General features: G+C 40.5%; 20 protein-coding genes and 2 pseudogenes. 1 reads left to right on the forward strand and 21 read right to left on the reverse strand.

Annotated features, from left to right (window positions below; all coding sequences use genetic code 11):
* Positions 1 to 499 precede the first annotated feature (499 nt).
* The 3 genes and pseudogenes from hpf to ACPC57_RS08715 form a co-directional block, all read right to left on the reverse strand.
* Positions 500 to 1,039: a ribosome hibernation-promoting factor, HPF/YfiA family gene (gene hpf, locus ACPC57_RS08705; RefSeq protein ID WP_217374638.1), complete on the reverse strand. Its 540-nt coding sequence runs from the start codon at positions 1,037 to 1,039 to the stop codon at positions 500 to 502.
* A 76-nt stretch (positions 1,040 to 1,115) separates the two neighbouring features.
* Positions 1,116 to 1,782: pseudogene (locus tag ACPC57_RS08710) on the reverse strand (ComF family protein).
* Positions 1,775 to 3,067: a DEAD/DEAH box helicase gene (locus tag ACPC57_RS08715; RefSeq protein WP_277845226.1), complete on the reverse strand. Its 1,293-nt coding sequence runs from the start codon at positions 3,065 to 3,067 to the stop codon at positions 1,775 to 1,777. The pseudogene ACPC57_RS08710 and the gene ACPC57_RS08715 overlap by 8 nt, the downstream one beginning before the upstream one ends.
* Positions 3,068 to 3,123: 56 nt before the next feature.
* Between ACPC57_RS08715 and ACPC57_RS08720 the strand changes: the two genes are divergently transcribed.
* On the forward strand, positions 3,124 to 3,756 hold the full coding sequence (locus ACPC57_RS08720) for a YigZ family protein (RefSeq protein WP_274504533.1): 633 nt from the start codon (positions 3,124 to 3,126) through the stop codon (positions 3,754 to 3,756).
* Between the two features lie 52 nt (positions 3,757 to 3,808).
* Here the strand turns inward: ACPC57_RS08720 and ACPC57_RS08725 are convergent.
* The 18 genes and pseudogenes from ACPC57_RS08725 to ACPC57_RS08810 form a co-directional block, all read right to left on the reverse strand.
* Positions 3,809 to 3,925: pseudogene (locus tag ACPC57_RS08725) on the reverse strand (hypothetical protein); the annotation flags it as partial.
* A gap of 27 nt (positions 3,926 to 3,952) precedes the next feature.
* Complete coding sequence (locus tag ACPC57_RS08730) at positions 3,953 to 4,375, reverse strand: hypothetical protein (protein WP_434066756.1); 423 nt, start codon at positions 4,373 to 4,375, stop codon at positions 3,953 to 3,955.
* Positions 4,372 to 4,665, reverse strand: a complete 294-nt coding sequence (locus ACPC57_RS08735) for a hypothetical protein (RefSeq protein ID WP_434066757.1) — start codon at positions 4,663 to 4,665, stop codon at positions 4,372 to 4,374. Before ACPC57_RS08735 ends, ACPC57_RS08730 begins: the two co-directional genes overlap by 4 nt.
* A 180-nt stretch (positions 4,666 to 4,845) precedes the next feature.
* Complete coding sequence (locus ACPC57_RS08740) at positions 4,846 to 5,643, reverse strand: N-acetylmuramoyl-L-alanine amidase (RefSeq protein WP_434066758.1); 798 nt, start codon at positions 5,641 to 5,643, stop codon at positions 4,846 to 4,848.
* Positions 5,644 to 5,883 (reverse strand): phage holin, encoded by a 240-nt coding sequence (locus tag ACPC57_RS08745; RefSeq protein WP_434066759.1) that lies wholly within the window; start codon positions 5,881 to 5,883, stop codon positions 5,644 to 5,646.
* Positions 5,884 to 6,162, reverse strand: a complete 279-nt coding sequence (locus tag ACPC57_RS08750) for a DUF7365 family protein (protein ID WP_434066760.1) — start codon at positions 6,160 to 6,162, stop codon at positions 5,884 to 5,886.
* A gap of 2 nt (positions 6,163 to 6,164) precedes the next feature.
* On the reverse strand, positions 6,165 to 6,320 hold the full coding sequence (locus tag ACPC57_RS08755) for a CD1375 family protein (RefSeq protein ID WP_434066761.1): 156 nt from the start codon (positions 6,318 to 6,320) through the stop codon (positions 6,165 to 6,167).
* A 31-nt stretch (positions 6,321 to 6,351) separates the two neighbouring features.
* Positions 6,352 to 6,756 carry a DUF1366 domain-containing protein gene (locus tag ACPC57_RS08760; protein ID WP_434066762.1) on the reverse strand — a complete coding sequence of 135 codons (405 nt, stop codon included), beginning with the start codon at positions 6,754 to 6,756 and terminating at the stop codon, positions 6,352 to 6,354.
* Between the two features lie 9 nt (positions 6,757 to 6,765).
* A complete protein-coding gene (locus ACPC57_RS08765; protein ID WP_434066763.1) occupies positions 6,766 to 9,777 on the reverse strand; it encodes a phage tail protein in 3,012 nt (1,003 codons plus the stop codon).
* Positions 9,777 to 11,261: a phage tail family protein gene (locus tag ACPC57_RS08770; RefSeq protein WP_434066764.1), complete on the reverse strand. Its 1,485-nt coding sequence runs from the start codon at positions 11,259 to 11,261 to the stop codon at positions 9,777 to 9,779. The genes ACPC57_RS08765 and ACPC57_RS08770 overlap by 1 nt, the downstream gene beginning before the upstream one ends.
* A complete protein-coding gene (locus tag ACPC57_RS08775) occupies positions 11,261 to 13,912 on the reverse strand; it encodes a hypothetical protein (RefSeq protein ID WP_434066765.1) in 2,652 nt (883 codons plus the stop codon). Before ACPC57_RS08775 ends, ACPC57_RS08770 begins: the two co-directional genes overlap by 1 nt.
* A complete protein-coding gene (locus ACPC57_RS08780) occupies positions 13,909 to 14,124 on the reverse strand; it encodes a hypothetical protein (protein ID WP_434066766.1) in 216 nt (71 codons plus the stop codon). Before ACPC57_RS08780 ends, ACPC57_RS08775 begins: the two co-directional genes overlap by 4 nt.
* A 95-nt stretch (positions 14,125 to 14,219) precedes the next feature.
* Entirely contained in the window at positions 14,220 to 14,648 is a 429-nt protein-coding gene (locus tag ACPC57_RS08785) for a hypothetical protein (RefSeq protein ID WP_434066767.1), read from the reverse strand.
* A gap of 12 nt (positions 14,649 to 14,660) precedes the next feature.
* A complete protein-coding gene (locus tag ACPC57_RS08790; protein ID WP_434066768.1) occupies positions 14,661 to 15,278 on the reverse strand; it encodes a hypothetical protein in 618 nt (205 codons plus the stop codon).
* On the reverse strand, positions 15,279 to 15,647 hold the full coding sequence (locus ACPC57_RS08795) for a hypothetical protein (RefSeq protein WP_434066769.1): 369 nt from the start codon (positions 15,645 to 15,647) through the stop codon (positions 15,279 to 15,281).
* Positions 15,648 to 16,052, reverse strand: coding sequence for an HK97-gp10 family putative phage morphogenesis protein (locus ACPC57_RS08800; protein WP_434066770.1), 405 nt, complete (start codon positions 16,050 to 16,052; stop codon positions 15,648 to 15,650). It lies immediately after the preceding gene.
* Positions 16,052 to 16,357, reverse strand: a complete 306-nt coding sequence (locus tag ACPC57_RS08805; protein WP_434066771.1) for a phage head-tail adapter protein — start codon at positions 16,355 to 16,357, stop codon at positions 16,052 to 16,054. The genes ACPC57_RS08800 and ACPC57_RS08805 overlap by 1 nt, the downstream gene beginning before the upstream one ends.
* A complete protein-coding gene (locus ACPC57_RS08810; RefSeq protein ID WP_434066772.1) occupies positions 16,357 to 16,887 on the reverse strand; it encodes a hypothetical protein in 531 nt (176 codons plus the stop codon). Before ACPC57_RS08810 ends, ACPC57_RS08805 begins: the two co-directional genes overlap by 1 nt.
* Positions 16,888 to 16,918: the final 31 nt, after the last annotated feature.

The following is a 16,918-nucleotide window of genomic DNA, read 5'->3' on the forward strand; positions in this document are numbered from 1 at the left end:
TGAGCCAGGATCAAACTCTCATTAAAAGTTTTGATTCAAACTCAAGCTATTGCTAGCTTTCCGTTTTATTGTTTTTTGTTTTGTCATTGACGATTTATCCTTAGATAAATCACCCTGCACGTTTGGTTCGTCTTCTTTAATTTTCAAAGGTCTTGTCGTTGTCACGTCCTTGCGACAACTATCTTAGTTTATCACTTCTTCAAGGTCTTGTCAATACTTTTTTGAAACTTTTTTTCGTTCCTTTTGTATCGATCGCCCTCATGAGACAACTCAATTATTCTATCATCTTCACTTACTATTGTCAACTACTTTTTCAAACTTTTTTCGTTTTTTTTCTTGAAATTTGGGCTCAAATTTAGGTCCTAGCACCTGCTCATTTTAACTTATCAATGAAGGACATTTGATAAGATGCGATCGATGATTAGTATAAACTTGAATATAGAAATAGTAAAAGCCGCAAGTTCTCTTGCGACTCAACTGTATTTTAGATTTTATATTATTAGCGAACTTCAAGTAGTCCTAAATCACCATCTTCACGTTTATACAATACATTAGTTGTTCCGTCATTTGCATCTGTATAGATAAAGAAATCATGACCGAGTAACTCAAGTTGCAAGATTGCTTCTTCCATATCCATTGGTTTCAAATCAACTTGCTTTGTGCGAACAACTTTTACTTCATTTTCTACTTGTTCTACTAATTCATCTGTAAAGATTTGACCAGTTGCCACTTTTTGTCGATGTTTTCTTTCAATCTTTGTTTTATTGCGACGGATTTGACGTTCAATTTTGTCAACAACTAAATCAATTGAACCATACATATCTTGAGATATATCTTCTGCTCTTAGAGTAATACCTCCGAGGGGAATAGTCACCTCAACTTTTGAACGTTTATCTCTGTAAACTTTGAGATTTACTTTTGCATTCAATTCTTGCTCTTTAGTGAAATACTTTTCAATTTTTGCAACTTTTTCTTCAACATAAGTACGAAGAGCATCTGTCACTTCAAGGTTTTCTCCACGAATACTGAATTTAATCATATTAGTACCTCTTTCTTGGCTTTCGCCTTTTTTCTCTATTATTATACCATATTACTACAAAATTGCAACCGTTTTCTCATCTCGCTAGTGAAAATGTCTTGATTTCTTTCTTTCCTGTTTTCATAATCGTGTGTTTTGCTGATTGTAATGTTGAGCCTGTTGTGTATATATCATCAATCAATAAAATTTTGTCAGGGATATTTTTTTTCATCTTGGAGAAAAAACTGTTGGTGCATCTCTAAACGCTCCTTCCTATTTTGTGATGATTGTTTTTTACTATCCTGTTTTCCCAAAAGTAATTCATAGGATATATTAGCTGCGGTCAATATCCCTTCTACTTGATTGAAACCACGTTCTTCTTTTCGATTTTCGCTAATTGGAATTGGAACAATTGTATAACCAGGGAATTGACCTAGTGCTATTTTAATCTCTTTTGCAAAAACATTTCTTAAAATATAGTCTCCCTGAAATTTGTATTTACTAAAATAATTCGCCATCGCTTTATTGTATTTGAATAATGCAGTATGAGAAACCGACATTCCCTTACTTAACCAATACTGACAATCCGTGCAACGTTCGATAACTCCATTTTTATAGCAATACGGACAATGTTTTTCCGATATTGCTTCAAAAGATGTTAAACAATCTGAGCAGATACCTGATTTTTTTCTACAAAAAATGAATATTTCCGAAAATTTTATTTGGTTTTTCAGGTTCTGGGAACAGAGCAAACAATTAGACATAACCTGCCTCCTTATTCATTTGTTTGATTTCTGCAATTGCCTTTTCAATTGACCGCGTACTTCCTTCATGAAAAAACAGAAGTAAGCCCGTCGGACGGTCCATACTTCTTCCGACCCGACCTGAAATTTGCACGAGACTCGATGACGTGTATAAGTAGTGATCGGCTTGAACAACAATGACATCTACTCCTGGGAATGTTACACCACGCTCTAAGATTGTAGTAGAAATTAAAATTGTAATTTCTTTGTTGCGAAATCCTTCGACTATTTCAAGCCGATTGTCTGTCTGACTCGATACAAAACCAATTGTTTCTTCTGGAAAGATTTGTTCCATTATGGTTGCAAATTCCAATCCTTTCGAAATTTCTGGTACAAAAATAAGTAATGGATAGCCTGTTTCTCTTTGCTTTTGAATGGCGTTTCTGAGTTTTGGAACTAATTTATTTTTCCCCAAATATGTATCGAATTTGGAAAACCAGACCTTTTGCGGAACCACAAGCGGGTTTCCATGAAAACGTCTAGGGAGACTGAGTTTTTGCAATTTACCTGATTTGACTTTTTTATCTAATTCATCCGTAGAGGTTGCTGTTAAAAATACTAAAACACCGTCTACTTTAACTGCATTATCTGCTGCTCGATATAATATTGAGTTGTCTGCATAGGGGAAAGCATCTACTTCATCGATCAAGACCAAATCAAATGCCTGGTAGAACTTTAACAACTGATGAGTGGTCGCAACAACGAGTGGCGTTCTGAAATATGGGTCTGATTTTCCATGTAGCAGACTAATTGGGACCGAAAAATCATTTTGTAGTCGCTTGTAGAGTTCAATACAAACATCAATTCTTGGACTGGCTAGACATACAGCACCTCCTTTATTAATTAGTGATGCAACAGCATGGTACATCATTTCCGTTTTGCCCGCACCTGTTACAGCATGAACAAGAGTTGCTTGTCGTTTTTCCACATTCGCAACTAGTCCATCTGATATTCGTTGTTGCCAATCGGTCAGCGCCCCCTTCCATAGAAGACAAGCATTCATTGAAAAATCTTTCTGTGGAAAATAGTAGAGTTTCTCATCTGTTCGAACTCTCCCCAAAAGGAGACAAGCCCGACAATAATACGCAGCATTTGGCAGCTTGTTTTCTTCCTCAAACGATGTACCGCATCGGAAACAAGAATTCTTTCCTACTACACTGGAAATTGTTTTTGCTTTTTTTCTTTCTTCTGACGTTAATTGGTATTTAGTAAAAAGTCTTCCATGGTAATTCTCTAGTTCATTCATCACTTATTTATTCGGAAATTCTTGTCAGCTTGTAAAAAAATTAGTACAATTTAATTATGAAAGAATTTAAGACAATTATAGAAGATGGTCTGGTTGAGGAAGAAATTAAGAAATCCCGCTTTATCTGCTTTATGAAACGAGTGACTAGCGAGGACGAAGCTCGCGACTTTATTAACAAGATAAAAAAAGAACACTACAAAGCTAACCATAACTGCTCAGCTTTCATCCTTGGAGAAAGTATGGAAATCAAGCGTTCCTCAGACGATGGGGAGCCCTCTGGAACAGCCGGCGTACCCATGCTAACCGTTTTAGAAAACCACGAGTTGACAAATGTTGTAGCTGTTGTCACTCGGTATTTCGGAGGCATAAAATTAGGGGCGGGTGGTCTCATTCGTGCCTACGCTGGAGCAGTGGCTAATGCAGTAAAAAATATCGGAGTAGTAAAAGTCAAGGAACAAGAAGGAATTTCTATTATCATGTCCTACGCCCAATATCAAGAGTTTGCCAATTGGCGAGCAGGGCACGGCTTAGAAGAATTTGATACCCAGTTTACTACTGAAGTTTCAACCATGGTTTTTGTGGATAAGGATTGTCTAGAGCAAACCTTGGCAAGTCTGATTGAATTTTACCATGGAAAAATAACCGCAGAAAAAACCTACTCTCGAATTGTTGAGATCCCAATCTATTAAAAAAAGACTATCACTGAGATAGTTTTTTTGTTTATTATATAGCCATTTAAAGTTACAACTCCCCGACTACTCCCCGACCTCTGGACAAGGTCTTTTTTAATTCCCTCATCACATCCGCTACATTCTCCTCGTTCACAATCTCCCATGGTCTGACTGGCTCGCCTGGTAAAACATAGTCAAATTAAATCTATTCTTTTCATAAGATATTATTAAACAGTTCCATTTCTGCTAATACAGAAGCTGTACTGACCTTTTCAGCTATATCACCGTTTTCAATCTGCTCTGGTTCGTAATAATAGTCCACAATTGGAGCATATTTAATTGCTTCAAGATATTCACCACGGACGATATAAATATAATCGCTCGTGAGCCATTCGGCTATATCTTCTTTGAGCTCATTAATGAGCTCAGTATAGTCATAGCTGAATTTATAATTTCCGTCATCTATCCATTTCTGGATTTTCATGATGGTTTTGAGACTCATGTTTTCAAACTTGATGTCTCCTCGCCTCAACTTTGATATTCTATCGCGACTAACGCCTGTTTCAGCTTCTAACGAGTAAGCAGGAATGGCCTTATTGTTCAAGACCATTTCTACTTGCGTAGTATTTATTATCATTTAGCTACCTCTTTCAAGATTGTGATAGCTCTTTTAGTAAGCTGACCGTTTTTCTTGATGGCTTCTTTTTTGAAGATCGAAGTTGGGCCTTCTGCCTTCAAAATCGCTTTAGAGTCTACTACTTTTCCTTTTTTGTCGAAGTACACTTTAATGTACCCAACATTTTCAGAAGTTGCTCCGATTTGCAATGTTTTTGAAGTTTCATATTTGAAATTCAATGTTTGAAATTCTTCCCAAGTTACCTCAGCAACTTGTGGTTTACCATTTTGAAGAGTTGTGATGATTTTCATGACGTTTTCCTCCTGCCCTGTGGGCTTTTTGTTTTATCTTTATCTTGATTATATTATAACGTATTATTTTTTATACGTCAAGTATTTAATACGTTTTTTTGAAAATTTTTTAAATATTTTTTTGATAAAACTAAAAAAGGCAACAAAAAAAGCCCTCGGCAAAAAGCTAAGGGCGATTTTTTATTTCTGTTTAGAAATTTGCTCAGTCAGTTTATCAACTGAAGCAACTAATTTTTGATCGTCAAATTTTTGTGATTCCAAAAAGCGTGCGAAGTCACCATCATCAAGTGTGAGATGCTTAGCGCCTGCTGCTTGCAATTGTGATACTGTCGCAATGTCCCCGATACCAAAAACTGCACCATTCACGACACCGACATAACCTTGTTTGCCTGATTTGCTACGTACTACATAATCCATTTGTTCTACCTCTTCTTCTTTCTTTGTTTCAACTGCTGGCTTGCTATTTGTATTCGCAAGCATTTCTTCAACTGTTTTGCCTTTTGTCATCCAGTAACCAACACGCTCTATGAAGTAACGCTTGGTACTCTCACCATAAAAGTCCCAAGACCGATGCGGGCAAGCTGTCGGCACAAATTCCCGATGCAAGCGAACAGTGCTATTATTCGCCTGCAAACCAAATTTGTGTAAAATTTCAGCTCCCAACATGAAGCTCATCTCTTCGTTTTCCTTGAAATCCGCATCACTGGCACTGACTGATTGACACACTTCGATACCGACATAACGCTCGTTAGATTGCCAATCGCCCGTGTGATAGCCGATATTTTCCAAGGCAATCACTTGGACAATCGTGTATTTTGTCACGTAAAATTGGGCAATTCCAAGCTCTTTATTCCGATACCGAAGCCAATCGACATACCATTCTGATGTGTTTGATCCGTAATCATTGTGGATGACGATGCCAGCTTTCGCTACTAACGGCCCGACATCCATCAATTCTTCGTAAATCCGTTCGACCATCTATTCTCCTTTCGGCACTGCATAATTTAATGCTTGCGAACTGTCTTTTACTCCAGCAGTTGTTGGGTCATTGATAATTCCCACAACTGTCAAAATTGCCATGACTGTACCAAAAATGGATTCCCAGTTTTGGGGTACCCAGTTTAGTCCTAATTGCTGTGTCAAAAGCACCAACAATGGTACTAGTGTTAGCCAAAATGTTTTATTGCGTAAACGTACACGCCAATTGATTTTTTTCATCTAATTCTCCTTCATAATGACACGCTTCAGCTCTCTAATGTCGTCGCCCATGCTTTTAACTTGTTCAGCCAAAACCAAAATTGCCTTATTTTGCTCATCATGGCTGTCCAAACGACGGTTAGCGCTCTCTTTAAATTCTTTTAAATTTTCAATGTCTTTTTCAAGTACCGTACTGCGATTTTCTTGCCTTGTCATCTTAGCAGATAAGATTGACCACATGCCGAGAACGCTCGATACAAAGGCAACGAATGTATATACATGCTCAGGTCTAAATTGCATCCCTATTCCTCACTAATCAGTTCAGCCAAGATTTCCTTATCTTCGACCATCTTTGTGAGATAGGCCTTGATTTTATTTTTGATAAGAACTGAAAAAGGCAAATCTTTGTATTTGATATTTCCTTCAAAAATTTCAATTGCGTAAAGTTTAATCATCATATCTGTTCTCCATTCTTTGTTTTTAAGTAAGTTACAAGGTCTCTTTGACAACTTCATCATCAAATAGACCAGTTTGCAATAAATCTTCATCCGTAAGCAACCCTTTTCCGTATAGCGTCATAACGGTCTGCAAAAATGCTGAGCGAGATGCGGTAGACAACTGCACTTGCTCATCAATTTCCCCGATTGTTTGAGTAGCTTCTTCGATAGTCTTGTCTATAACATTAAATTTTTCAGTTTCGGCTCTGTTTGGAAAGTTATCTTGATAGATTTTTTCCAAAGCCAAATTGAGTAGCTCGACATCAGGTTTGCCGATGGCATCCTTGTCAAAGTAAATTGGATAAAAGGCTCCCTCAGAATTTCCGAGAATAACTTTTGTCCTATGAGGGTCACTATTAAGATACTCCAATGACTTGCTGATAAATTCTAACTTCATTCTTTCCTCCTAAATAATCCATGTGACTTGTGTGTTAATGGTATCTCCACGGTTAGATGCGAGCAAAACCATCGAACCATCGCCATTTATTTGTAGGTTTCGACCAAAACTCTGGTCTGTAGTCCAAGCTGTTACTCGCATCATTGTGCCATTGTTTGCGATAGGGAGTAGAGCTACTGGTATACTACCTAAATTTAATGATTGGTTAGCCGTTGTAGTAACCTGCAATTTGAGGGCAACGACATCTCCTTGGCGTTTATAATAAACTCCTGCTACACCTGTGGAGTTCCAACCTGTGTAGTTTGTCCCTTGATTCACAATCTGTCCGTTCGCTTGTATCAGAAGTTGCTTAGTTCCATCCGATGCAACTACGAAACTGATAGTCGCATTATCAGGGTCTGATAAACCATAATGCAGGACACTGCCTAAATCATTGTTTTGGTTAACCCTTGCGAACCGTAATTGTCCAGAGGTCAGCACAGCGACCGGCATATCACTCGCTGTACTCTCACTACTTGATTTCCTGACGGGTGTCCCAGAACTGATAGCCCCGATATTGTCTATGTAGAGTCCCCACTTATGAGCAGGTATTACAAAGCTCCCCCAACTGTCTGTTGAAGTCGCTTGGGCTTCGCTCTTGAGTAATTCCAACGAACCGCCACTAATTTGCCCAAGGTCAGCAGCAAGGGCTGACAAGGTGGAAACAGATAGCTTATTGGCACCAATCGTACCATCGACTATCATGTTCCCTTTTACTTTAAGTAGATTAGCGATAATCTCAACCCATTCAGCTCTCTGAGCTATCATAGATGCTATTGTCTGTCCATTTACCGTCTTAGATGCGCTGTGAATGATACCCTCATCTGTGACAGAAATGTCGGTTTTGTAGACCACTTTTTCTTGGTCAGCTTTGGAATCAATTTCTTTTTGGACGTCTTCGGGAGCTAGGGAATGTCCGGTATCAACAGTGCCTAGTTGAATATTTACTCCAGTTATCCAAGCGACACCAGTTGTTACTCCCTCAAGATTAAATTTAATAGAAGTCTTAAGTTGGTCGTATGATGTATTAGCTGAGTAGTCGTAAGTATATGATATATACTTCCAGTCCGACGTTCCTGTGAAACCTGCTAAAGTTTGATAGTCCGTGCCAGTAACAGCGCCAGTCGAGCTGTTCTTGCGAACCATTTCGTGTTTAAAACAGTTAAACACATTCCAAACATTCGCGCCTTGAACGACATTCTCATATTTTATCCAAGCGCTAAAAGTAACCGTACGATAAAGCCTTGAGCTAAAATCTGGTTCAATATTAAATGTAACATCCCCCCAATTAAATATTTTGTAACACAAATTTTGCCCAGTAACATGACCGCTAGGCAAGGCCTCGGTTAAAAACCATCCTGTGGTCCGTGATTGAATCCATAGATTACGAGTATCAATATCAATCTTCGCCCATCTGTCAGCCCAACGATACTTCGTCTTGTCAGTACTATCAGCTTGCGTATAGTCTGAGTATTGTCCAATATACCGTTGACCATTATCAGTTAATGTTAGACCTGTACCATCTGCATTGTCTGAGTAAGCCCAATGGACTACAGCAGTTTGACCATCTGCGCCGTCCGAAACATCCGTAAATGTTACTTCTGTTGTCGCCACCACTTTGCCAGCAAGTATGGCCTCGACCTTGACCACGGCCGTGCCACTGACGGCAGCAGCGGATACTGTATAGGTGGATGCTGTGGTGCTAGTCCCATTGATAGTCCACACAAAAGAGGCCCCAGAAATCGTTTCTGAGCCTCGTTTTAAGGTGGGGGTTATCTGGCTATTGCCAGCGCCGTTCTTAAAGATTGTGCCGTTGTTTGTGGCCAAATCAAGCGTATATGGCATAGCTTCCTTTGCTAGCTCTTCGACACGTTTGAGCAAGTCATCCGACAGTTGACTGTACTTGCGCTCGTAATTCGTAAAGGTGGTTTCTGTGACCCTACCAGTGATGATATCTTCCGTCATCTCTGAGATTCTGGCCTGCACGTACAAAGGTGGGTCAAAGTGCAAATCATCTATCAGGGTCATTTTGTCCGCGATTTCACCGTCCATACTTCCTTCTGCTGTGTACGATACTTTTGGCACACTAGTTTTTTTCAGCTCGGCCAACATATAGCCGTATAGCGCCTCTTTAGTTTCATACTCTGTACTGCCAAGGTCCAGCAATAGGTAGTTATCCGCGGAATTTCTACCTACCGCTGGGAACCTGTCCCGCGTTTGTGGGGCTCGAAGATAAGCTCCATCTGTAACATAGAGCGGTTTACCAGCATCATCGTTGACTGTCTTGGTAAGTCCAGCAATTGTCAATCCATCTTTGCCAGTGGCATGCACCGCACTATATAACTCTTTGATGTTATCAGAATAGTTAATGACTTTGAGGTCTTTTCCTACTCTGACAGGTTGGCCGGTTAAATCTTTGCCAAGATTCCCTTTGCGGTAAATATTAAGGACATGGCGCCTCAGTGAGTAGTCGCTATTCACTTCGGTCACAAACTCCAACTCTGCGTCAAAACTATTAGCGATTGAGTACAGCCTATCCAGTAGAGTGTCCGTACCAGTCCACTCAAGCTTGATGGATTTGTCAGCCAACTCATTGATGCCAATTGTAAGAGAGTTTTCTGGATCAAAAATTCGCACATATTGAGCGATTGACTGGGCTTTGTCTGACTTGTATGACCCTTTCTGCTCATTGTTGATTTCCAAAACCAACGAATAAGCAATTAAGTTTATCTTAAAGCCGGTTTTTTGGATATCCATGATATTAAGCCAATATGGCTTATTCTTATAGACAAAAGACAATTTGCATCCTGTCTTGACAGTGTCGATATCTTTTGAGTTAAAGCTCAAAGAAAGCATACTGGCACTTCCGGCTAAAAACTTTGTCAAGTTAGGCGTTTTAAATTTAATGCCTGACTCATTGTCAAAAAAAGCGACATTATAGCTATCCGTCGAGTCACGGACGGCAATCCGAATATTATCCATCAGCTAAATGCCTCCTTAATTTCAGCAGTTGCTCTTTTAATTTCTGAAAAGCTAGACACAAGTAGCTGTACCTTGGTCTCCCCAGGCGGGACCTTGACATAGCTAGTGCCCAAAACCTCATCGCTGAGAGCTACCTGATTATCGACATACAGCCTACCTTCTTCTCCGAAAACTTGAAGAATACTTCCAGCTTTATATCGATTAGGGATGTCCTTCCAGTAAGGCACCTTGATTTTGGTAAAGGTAAAATCGTTTAGATACATCCTGGTTACCAATTGTCCAGCTGTGTTACGGCCACTGTACTGGCCAACAAAAAACTGGATTTTATTGGCATTGACAGACCGTATTTTTGATTCGTAAAAGACAAAATACTTTCCATACCAGAAAAAGGTGACTTTGTCACTTTCCTTTCGAATGTCAAACATATTTCGCTCGCCATTTTTGCTATCCTCGCCATATGGATTGGGCGGGATGAACTTGCTTGGAGTAAAGTTGATATAGTGGACTGACCGGCTGCCACCTGCACCATCGCCAAGCAAAAAATGCACAGTTGCTTGATTCTGAGTTGTATTTGTTTTTTCGATGGCCATACCGGCAATAAAATTATTATTAGAGTCTACAACTGCAAGACACCAAGCCCCCGTCTGGCCAACCTGGCCGGTCTCAAACCAAGCCTTGGCCCAGAGATACCAGTTTTGAGCGGATTCTGACAATGCCAGCTCTTTAATAGCCCCAAATTGTCTGCCGTTTGCGCTGTTTGTAAAACTGCCTGGCAGTATGCCTAGACGGCCTCCATATTGAGTGTCCGCTGACATGGTCGTGACCGCTTTTTTGTCTTGGTTCTCGTAAAAAACCGTGCCATTGGTCCAGTTGGCAAAGTCGCCGGCCTTATTATTGGCTAACTGGACGCTTTTTTCAGCAATGACTCCATCAACTTCTTCAATTTTCCCAAACTGAGAAGCCCCGTATTCTGTAACGATACCCAGGAAACCAGATTCTTTAGCCAATTCTACCTCATAGTTAACATGGACAGCTTTACTGCCATCATTGATGATGGTTGCTTCCATGATGCCTTGAGCATTTTTTGTAAAATTAAATGTTCTGCCGTGTTTTGCATTAGCGATCCCGTCAAAGACCTCAAATTCAAAGGTGATATCAGCGTTTCGGACGAAACTTGTTGGTGTGCTCATTTTGCTAAAGCGAGCATGATACACTCTGTCTGGTTGTTCTTCCAGCTCAAGTGTCAATTCCTTGTCCGTAAAGATTTGGTTCAAGCGGTCAATGGTCGCAAAGACATTTTCTGGGATGACCGCCTCAACCTGGATTACCTTGCTCCCACGATGTTGATGCAGAAAAGTTCTTCCGTTTACTGCGTTATCATCGGATTGGTTCTCGATATCTGCCACCGGTTGAACAATTACCTTCGAGATTTTGACGATATCATCTAGAGCGATACCATCGCATTTTAATTTCTTAAAAAACATCAAGTCCCCCTTCTAAAGATTAGATCGACATTGTCTTCAAAGGAAAATTTGTCACGTAGCTTTTTCCAAATATGGCCAATCAACTTGTCGCTATCGATATACACACTTCCGTCCTTGTCGTAGATGGCTTTCAGTACACTTAGGATTTCAAATAGGACTGCCATAATTTCTTGATTGCTAAAGTCGCTTGATTCAGCAATCCCTTGGCCAATCATGCCTAAAGTCTGCCTATTCAGAGGTAAAATAGCTTCTTTACCAGCTTCTCCACCAACCATCGCATTATTGCCGTTCATACCGAAAACAGTCGGTCCATTCATGATACCGCCTTTTGCGTACCATTCAACTCCGATACGAGGCAATGAACCTTTCCCCATCAACCCAAACGGTGGTTCCCCTCCACTTACGTTAAAATGTGGTAATTTAATATCAGGCAACTTCCAGCTAAAGTTAAACAATCCTTTTATTCCTTCAATTGCACGAGAGACAATATCTTTTGCTCCGTTAATAGCGTTTGAAATGGTGTCTTTAATCCCGTTCCATACACGGGATACAGTGCTAGAAATTCCGTCCATAACGCTCGAAATGGTACTTGAAATGTTATTGAAGATGCTGGATGCCGTGCTATAGATACCATTCCACAATCCAGACAAGAATGAAGCTATTCCGTTCCAAACTGCAGAAATTGTACTTGAAATAACGTTCCAAATGCCAGAGTAAAAAGCGACTAACATATTGAAATAAATCTGTGCAAACGACACGATAGCCGACCAAATACCGCTCAAAAAAGCCGACAAGGCGTTCCAAACACCTTGAGCAGTTGTAGAAATGACCGTCCACGCATTGCCTAAAAAGTCAACAAATCCCTGCCACATTTGCCGTCCGGTCTCTGTCTGCGTAAAGAACCATACCAATGCAGCGACAAGGGCTGTAATTGCCATGATGACAATAGCGATTGGATTAGCGGAAAGGACAGCGTTGAATATTCCAAAAGCACCACTCGCCCCCATTGTAGCAGCCGCTTGGGTCGCTTCTGCTGCAGTCAATGCTCCAGTTTGAGCGAATCTAGCTAGCATCAACCCGTTTCCGACCGCAAGTAAGGTATTGCGAACCGTTTCTATTGCTTGAATAGTTCCTGTTACCACCTTGTATCCTGCCCATGCAGTTGTAATACCTACAATGGCAGCTTTAAACGCATCAACTTTCGGTCCGCCTTTTTCGAACCATGAGATGAAATCAGCAACCTTGCCTGCGCCTTCTGTAACAATATCGACAGCAGTTTCAAACGAAGATTTGATTGTATCGCCAATTTGGGTTGTTGTTGTTATGATGGTCTCAGCGGTCCCTGAGTCCATCCCTAGCTTAGTAAGTAAGTCGATGTTATCCTTCTCACTCAAGGATCCAAAAAGAACATCGAATATTGAACTGATGGTAGCAAAAGCTAAATTTAATCCATCTGTTAAGCCTTGGAAACTCCCTTCGGGGACCGAGAAGACTTTTTCCAAGAATGCGACAAACGCTTGAGATATTTGAGGCAAGACTTGGTCGAACAAAGTCATAAATAGACTTGGCAATGTTGCACCAAGTGCACCCAGCAATTCTGTAGCGCCTGTCACCAAGCCAGGGAGTAAAGCTCCTAGAATTTGTGGCAAGTAACCAACTAATGTTTGAATGACCTGAGCAAGCCCTTGAATCAATCTAGGTAATGCTTGGACTAGCCGTGGAACGATATTCCCAAGAGCAATACCGATGGAATCAGTAAGCCCTCCAACCAATTCACCAAAATCTTGGTCAGGATCAGCCATACCAGTTAGGAAGTTCTCCCACGCAGCCTTTACCATGCCTACAGATCCAGAAATGGTAGATGCTGCCTCTTTCGAGGTCGTGCCAGCGATTCCCATTTGCTCCTGCATGACATGGATAGCTTCAGTTACATCAGCAAATGACGAAATATCATACTTGATACCGCTGATTTTCTCAGCGTCATCAAGCAAGCGTTGCATTTCCTCTTTCGTTCCGCCATAACCGAGCTTGAGATTGTCCAGCATTGTGTAGTTCTGCTTGGCAAATCCCTGGTATGCATTCTGGATAGATTCCATCGAGGTACCCATCTTGTTCGCATTGTCAGACATGTCGATAATAGCCTGGTCAGCAAGTTTAGCGGCTTTCTCAGTATCTCCGCCAACAGATTGTATCAGCGAGGCAGAAAATGATGTCGCCGTCTCCATATACTGATTGGCAGATAGTCCAGCAGTCTTATATGCAATTTTGGACTTGTTTAACAAATCCTCTTGAGCGTTCATGAGCTTGTTATACTCAGCAGACGCCTCGTCTACGCTCTTACCAACAGATTGTGCATACTCTTCTAGTGACTTTCCACCAGCCCCAAAAAGAGTCTCAACACCACCGACTAATTGCTCGTATTCTGCGTAATGTTTGGTTGCTGCGCCCGTAAGCCCAACCAATGCAGTAATACCAACAGCCAGACCTGTGGCCATGACTTTGCCTGCTTTGGTTGCTAATTGCCCTATCTTACCAAAGACGGCCGAGAGTTTCCCGTGTGCTCCTTCAGCTTTGCTTGTCGTTTCGTCAATAGCTTTGTTTGCGGACTTGTTATCAATCCCGATTTTGCCAAAAAATTCAAAAATATTCATGCTTTACTCTCCTTTCTTTGTATTTTTAAGATGGATTCAGCTAAAGCAATGGCTTCCTTGTCTTTTTCTTTTGATTGTTGTTTCTTGCTTTGCTTTTCGAGATAACTTTTTTTCGAGTATTTTTTGAGGAAGTCAGATAATGACATATCTACATCTTTTGATTTCCAGATGTCAGTCAGCTCCTCTTTATCCTGCTCGTCTAGTAGGTACATAAAAAAATCCAAAGCCTCGCTGAGAGTTTGGGTCTCTAACAAGGTCTTTGGATTTCCGTACCGTTTAAAAAGTATATCTCTTAATTTATGGATGTCTAGCCCAACAGCGAAGCAATAGATTGGAAAAAATCTTTGAGTTCCGCCTTTTTGCCAAAATCAATCAATAATTTTGAGTAGTCTAGCATACTCAATGATTCAATTTCCTTTTGACTCGTACCAGTTAGGTCAGCCAAAAATTTGTTGATGTCAGCTTTCGCATCGTTAACATGACGTAAGATTGCAAAGCCAATATCAGTTACTAAAACCATACCACGTTTTTGATATTCGGTTTCCGTAACTTCTTGCTCTTTTTTGGTCAGCTTTTTCTTTTTGTGGTCAGCCAATGCAATGACGTCTTTTCCGGTGCTCTGTTGTCGTTCGATTAAACTAACAACTTCTTCTTTAATGTCGAGTTTTCCAATGATGGATAACATCGTAAAGATGTCTCCACCATTTAGCTCACGCATTTCTAATTTTTCAGACATTCGGGCCTCCTATTAAACAATGTTCGGGAAGTAGATCCGGCACGGTAAACTCAAATCGTCAATTTTATCCTCGTCGGCATGAGCTTCAAAAGTCATAGCGATGACTGCTTCATCATTATCTTTTGTCTCAAAGTCAAGACCGGAAGTACAAAGTGCGTTATCAATAATGACGATGATTGGATCGTTCGTACCAGACATCGTGCCTACAATACCGAGGTTTTCGATATAATCTGTATTTTCGAGTTTTGATTTTCCGGAAATAACTTTGTAACCCGTTGGTGCAGTTGTACCATCAGCTTCTTTGATTTCCCCGTTAATAGACAAGCGAATATTCTCAGCAGTCAATTCCTTGACGTTCGTTTCAATCTTAGCCGTCTGACTCTCGATGATTTTTTGCCCAACGGCTGGTGTAAGCGCACCGTCTATTTCGATTACGCGATAATTGACTTCAACCGTTACTTTGTTACCACCTGCGGTAGCACCTAGTAATTCGCCTTCCCACTGTCCGGCGCTATCTTGACCCCCTGTTGGATTCCAAGTCAAGTTTTTATAAATAGCACCCGCATTAATTAAGTAATGTTTTGGGGTGCTGGCAGTATAGCCAGTGCGTTTTACAGCTGTTTTATCCATTTATTTTCTCCAATCTAATTTAATATAAAAACGCAAATTCCGTCGTTGCAAGTCGTCCAAATTGGTCGGTACTGTCTGCATCGCTTGAAATTGCGTTCGTATGTAGCAATCCTCGAGCATTATGTCAAAATGTCTAAAGTGCATTTTGATGCTCTCGGATAATGTTTCTATTTCGACCTGATCCAGTCCTTTGTTACAAAAAACATCCACATCTAAGTAACAACCATCTGCGTGACGGTCAATATTGGTCAAGCTAGTCGAAAAGACCACATAGGGATATTTAACAGTCTTAGCAGAGTTTTTGATGTAGTAGCTCTCACTGTGGACAGTTTTCAGCTCTTTTAAGATTGTTTTGATAACTTCTTTCATCTATCCTCCCAACTCTCTTAAACAGTCTGCTAAGATGTCTCTTATGGCTTTCTGGTTTTGTCTAAAAGCTGGTCGTAGGTATGGTTGTGAAGGCATTCCGTAGGTAAAGCGTACCTCGCCATTTGGCGTTTTATAGACCCAACCACCTTTGCGACCGTTCCCGTTTTCAGCAAATTCACCAGTACCAAATTCCACATAGATAGCATACTCACAATTAGTACCTATATAAGCTGCTAACTCGCTCTCATTGACCTTATAGCCAATACTGTTTCGTAGGGCACCTGTATTAACAGGGACCAATAACACAGCTTGGCTTTCGACCAACATTGCCACCTTAATAAGACCTCTAATAGCAGCACGTTCAAGTTCTCTTTTTACTGCCTCTGAATTATCTACAAATGTCATCAGTGGACACCTTTGACATATATTTCCAGATGATGTCCAATATTTACTGGATTATCAACGTAAGTTACTTCGTAGGACTTTCCATTGGCTTCGATTTTGTCTTCAATTTCGGCGTTGACTGTCATATCCTTAGTCAAGATAATGTGGGTGCTGTCTGCAAGATAGGCTAACTTGTCCGTTGATTCATTCCCACCAAGCATGTCCATATAACCAGTAAAGTCAGCTACTTTCTTATACTCAAAGATTTCTTGACCTAGTTCGTTTTCACCATTCGCTATAGTTTTAAAAAGATAAAATGTCAACATCACGACCACCTCAACTTTCGATACTTGTCCAAAAAACCAAGCATGCTGACTGGATATCCCTCCGAACTTTCAGTAGCCGTCACGTCGTAGTAGGTCACAGACCAACGTGCTACGGTTTCGGATTTGATACCAGCTTTATCACGCATTTTGGCATCATAAGCGATCAATTTCTTGATACCTGTCAGCACGTCCGCAGGGTAGCTCACTTTCGTTGCTATAGCCCCTAAATTGGTTTCTGTGATAAAATCTCCACGGATAGTAATTACATCACCAGAGACGCTCTCAACAACGTATAGACCATTGTTGTAGTCTGTTCCATTGATTTCGATGGTGTCGCCAGCTTTAAATATATCCAAACGCCCACTACTAGCTTTGATTGTGTTTCCAGATAATCGCAAACCACGAATGCGGAACTTAATCAACTGAAAATTGTTATTGGTCAACTTTCTGACCATTGTTTCTAGCCCATCACACGTTTCCTGTGTTGCATCTGCATCAAGTTTCAATGCTTCTTCCAGGTTAATAATCATACATACCTCCAATTAAAAAGGAGAGTAGCAG

The sequence above is a fragment of the Streptococcus sp. VTCC 12886 genome, from assembly GCF_049893425.1.
Classification (GTDB): Bacteria; Bacillota; Bacilli; order Lactobacillales; family Streptococcaceae; genus Streptococcus; species Streptococcus suis_AA.